This window comes from Candidatus Pyrohabitans sp. (genome assembly GCF_054014795.1).
In genome coordinates, this window is the sequence record NZ_JBPMGE010000102.1 from 1 (window position 1) to 4,361 (window position 4,361).

The 4,361-nt window shown below is 50.3% G+C and carries 2 protein-coding genes; both read left to right on the forward strand.

Annotated elements, in window-relative coordinates; all coding sequences use genetic code 11:
• Nucleotides 1-445 precede the first annotated feature (445 nt).
• Nucleotides 446-2,440 (forward strand): hypothetical protein, encoded by a 1,995-nt coding sequence (locus ACXJJW_RS11060; protein WP_456475809.1) that lies wholly within the window; start codon nucleotides 446-448, stop codon nucleotides 2,438-2,440.
• Nucleotides 2,437-4,059 (forward strand): hypothetical protein, encoded by a 1,623-nt coding sequence (locus ACXJJW_RS11065; protein WP_456475810.1) that lies wholly within the window; start codon nucleotides 2,437-2,439, stop codon nucleotides 4,057-4,059. Before ACXJJW_RS11060 ends, ACXJJW_RS11065 begins: the two co-directional genes overlap by 4 nt.
• Nucleotides 4,060-4,361: the final 302 nt, after the last annotated feature.

Below are 4,361 nucleotides of genomic sequence, written 5' to 3' on the forward strand. Positions count from 1 at the left end.
ATGCTCAAACTCGCAGAAGTTGCCGGTATCTCTTGGGCGGATATTGCCATGATAACACTTGTTTCAGTCTTCAATTTTCTCTTTGGTTTTGCGCTTTTATTCCTGGCTTACAGATTTTATCGGTATGAGATTCGCCTGTTGAAATTTTAGGTGAAACGGATGGTGCAGATTAAATGTGGTAAATAGCAATTTTGCTTGTTTGCAATCTCATTGACTCTTGAAAATAACTAAATTATAGTTATATTCATAATAACTTTTAAATTTGATTTATTAAAATAATTGGAAACGTTTTAAACAGATATATAGAGATAAATCTCATTAAATTATATATTTAAAAGTTATTAGAAACAATTTCAACGAAAAGGTATAAATAACCAAAAATTAATTAAAGCAAATGTCAGCAGAAAAGGGGAAGGAGTAAATGAGACCCTATCTATTAATAATCTTGACGATCTACCCCCTCATTGCAGGTATTGTTAATGCCCAGCCTCTGGTGGTTTCGGATGTGGGCTACGATGGATGGCGCTGGATATTAACCGGGCGGGGTAGCAACGCTCTTCTGACCTACGACGGTAATAGCTTTCTGTCTCTCAATGTTGAAAATGTTGAGGGTATATGGGACATTGCCTACGATGCAAATCTGGGGTGGATTATCGCAGCCTATGCTCACGACGGAGATGTCAGACCCCACACAAGGCTACTCAAGCTGGAAGGCGAAAAGCTTGTTGACCTGGGGAAGATTGATATAGACATAGTAGATGCGATCGAAGGCAACGGCAGGTACTGGCTAATTTCTGGCCTTGGGGAGAAAAATGCCAAGCTGATTAGGTTTTCTGGAAATGGAGAAATCAACATAGGCTCAAATCTTTCCTACCTTAGACAGTCATCCTATGTAGAAGCTATAGCCTGGGCTCCGTGGAATAACACCTGGCTCATAGGTGGTGCGACACTCGGGAGAGGATGGCTTGTCAGCTATGATGGCGAGCAATTTACCGACCTGAGCCGGGAGGCAAAACTGAGCGGGCTGTTCATACGCACCATCCAATGCAACGAAAGAGAATGCCTTATCTCAGCATTAGGAAAGGGGAGGAAGAAGCTGCTCATGTACTCGCCTGAGGGCTTCTCAGACATGACGAAAAACCTGAAAATAGACGACTTCGTCACCGGCTTAACCTGGACAGGAAGCTACTGGGTTCTCAGCACACCCAGCGGTTACGTAATTTACGATGGCGGGAACTTCACCCGCGTTGAGGGGTTTCCTGCTCTTGGTCCTCCAGTGGGTGAGGAGGGAAGATGGCTGTTTATAGGTAAGAGTAGAGTGGTTCTGTACAACGGCACCTTTTTGAGCTACTGTAGCAGTTGCTTCAGGGACCTTAGCGTCGAGGCCGGGCTTACGCGGGTCAGGGCGATAGCGCCTTTCAGGGGAGGATGGCTCATCACAACCTCAACGGACTCCGGAGGGGAGGCAGGGAGCCTTACGCTGCTTAAAGACAATAAAGCAAGGCTCCTCTTCAGGGGCAAAGGTGTTTCTGCAGTTGCCTGTAGGGGAGACTCTTGCCTCGCCGGGGGCAAGAATTTACTCCTAGAGTATAACGGCACTCTGATGGTAAGCCACGTCAATGTCACGATAAATGCTATTTCATGGTACAGAAAGGGTAATTACTGGCTTCTGGGTGCGAAGGAGGGTCTTCTGCGCTATAATGGCGAGATAAAGTGGATCAGCCAGAAAGCTAGACCTGTGAACAGGATAGCCTGCAGCGACTACTGCCTCATTGCCAGCAATGGCAACCTGCTCAGGTTTAACGGCACTGCCTTAGAGGACATAACCGGAGAGAGCGGTGTGAAGAGCACGGGAAGCATCAGGGAGGTGGCAACTCTGGACTATGGCGGTGGCTACTGGCTGATAGGGGGGAATGCGGCCGAGCTTAACCCGAGCGTCTGGGAACCCTTTTTAATAAAATACGACAGCAGCTCCTCAGAGCTTCTCGAAGGCTATACGGGAGGAATCTCGGATATAGAATACGGCTCAGTTATTTCTGTGAAGTGGAACGGTGAATACTTCCTTGTTTGCACAAATAAAGGAAAGCTTTTCAGATACGATGGCAAAAGCTTCGAAAATTTAACAAATAGATACACAGCGGCTCTTAAGCACACACCAAACTGCCTCGCATGGAACGGCAGCACATGGCTGATGGGAGGAGCCGGCATACTCGCGTACGATGGGAGAAAATTTACACCACTGCATGAGAGGATAAAGCTCCCCTTTAAACCGCCCCAGAAGAGTATAAGGGTGGTTAGCCGCGAAGCTGCAGGCAATTCTGCAGAGAACAGAAGCATTGGTCTTGCGGAGTATAACAGAGACATCATACTCTGGTTTGCTCTGCCGCTTCTGTTGATTGGCATCATACTTTTGATTCTCCGATGGAGGGATAGGAGATGACCCCGAGAATAATCTTCCTTCTGCTCACCGGGCTTCTTCTCTCCCTCTGCATCTCTCCGCAGAAGCCTGAGACCGAGGGGATAAGCCTGGAGGAGCTGCTTCCGCAGGTGGCTGAGCTTCCCTCTGTCTGGAACATCACCTGGAGTGGTAAGGTGAATAGCGGCAAAGCTGTGACTTCGCTGGTGTACATGCCCACAGGCGGCAGAGCCTGGCTCTGGATCTACCGGGATGGGAACGAGAGTGTTTTTAACGGGCAGATGGGCTGGGGAAAGGCTAAAGGCTCACTGATAAAGTGCCTTACTTATAATGGCGTTTACATCTACAGGTACAAAACCTGGATGGGATACGACAGGTACCTCGCGCATACCGGGGGCTACACCTTTATATTCGACTCCGGCGAGTACACCACCGATGACTACTCGGTTTCAGGAGCGCCCCGCGATAAAGGGGATAAGCTCTTTAAGCTGGTGCTTAGCCGCGCTTTAGAAAAGGGTGTAAAGGCAGAAGGGGTGAGGCCCAAGACGAGGGAAACAAATCTCACACCAGAGATAAAACCCGTGGAGATACCTTCAGACATTGAGCGTGCTGAGGATGTAGGAGGTCCTGCCAAAATTGAAGTCAGCTGGAAGAGGGCTTCCCTGAAGGACGCGGTGTGGAACGGCGAGTACTGGCTCATTACCGGAAGCACCGGTGAGAGGGGGCTGCTGGTTAAGTATGACGGCAGGAAATTTACCGATCTTAGCGAAGATGCCGGGTTCAGCGCTCCTTCACCTCTAGGTGGCAAGCGCATGGGAAGCGTGGACGCGCTTGCCTGGAACGGATCTGTCTGGCTAATTGCTGGCGGTGGCTACTGCAAGGGTGGAGGATTGCTGAAGAGCTACGAAGGTGAGCGCTTTGTAAACCTGACCCCGCCACCTGAGACCGACTCCAGTAAAGAGGAGTTCATCCACGCGCTGAGGAACATCTCTGGCATTCACTGCGTCGTCGCGCTTGCTTGGAATGGCGAGGACTGGTTGCTGAGCAGCCTCTTCCCCAAGGGCAGGCTGATTAAGTACAACGGCAACGCCTTCCATGAGGCGGTGGAGCTGAGCTACGTCAGGCACATCGCCTGGGGCGATGGCTACTGGATGCTTGTATCAAGGGAGTTCTACTCAAGGCTGATTAAGTACGATGGAGAGAGGCTGGAGGATGTGACACCGCTGGAGAACATCAGCATAAGCGCTATAGCCTGGAATGGAAGCGAGTGGCTCATCACAGGCGCAAAGCTCGGCGAGCCCGACTACGAGGGCAGACCGGACATTGAAGAGACCTTCGCTTTGAGATACGATGGCTCAGCCTTTGCCAAGGTGGACATACCCGGAGACGCGTACATCTCTTCAATTGCCTGGACTGGCAGGAGGTGGCTGCTTTCAGGCGATGTGCTGCTCAGCTACGATGGAAGCAGGGTAGAAACAATCGCGCTGCCAGAGAGTGTCTCCTCTGCAAAGGTGCGCTGGGGCGGGGACTACGGGCTTGTGATCGGGTACTCTGAGGGAAGAAGCCGGCTCTTCAGCTACGACGGTAGAGCTTTTAAGGAGCTTACCGGGATGCTCTACAGCGAAGTGGGGGCGGTGCCATGAGACTCCTGCTCTGCATGCTTTTACTTTTCGCCCTGTTGCCCTGGGTTAATGCAGCTGAGATAACCGGAATCTCGGCGATAGACTGGAACGGCTCAGCTCCAACTGCTTGAGTCTATAAACAGAAAAGAGATACCTGCGCAAGATGAAAATATTACACAGAAGTAGATGCAGGAAGAGCCAGAGAAGCCCATATGCGGATCAGCTGCGATTCTTCTTCTCCTTACTATTCCGATGCTCTTCCGCAGGAGACTAGAATAATCCTTCTATGCGCTCCAGTGCCTCCTGGATTCTCTCCACAGGCT

What these genes read in the sequence shown, in the direction of transcription:
- ACXJJW_RS11065 (WP_456475810.1), top strand. Translation starts at nt 2,437, where the DNA reads ATGACCCCGAGAATAATCTTCCTTCTGCTCACCGGGCTTCTTCTCTCC.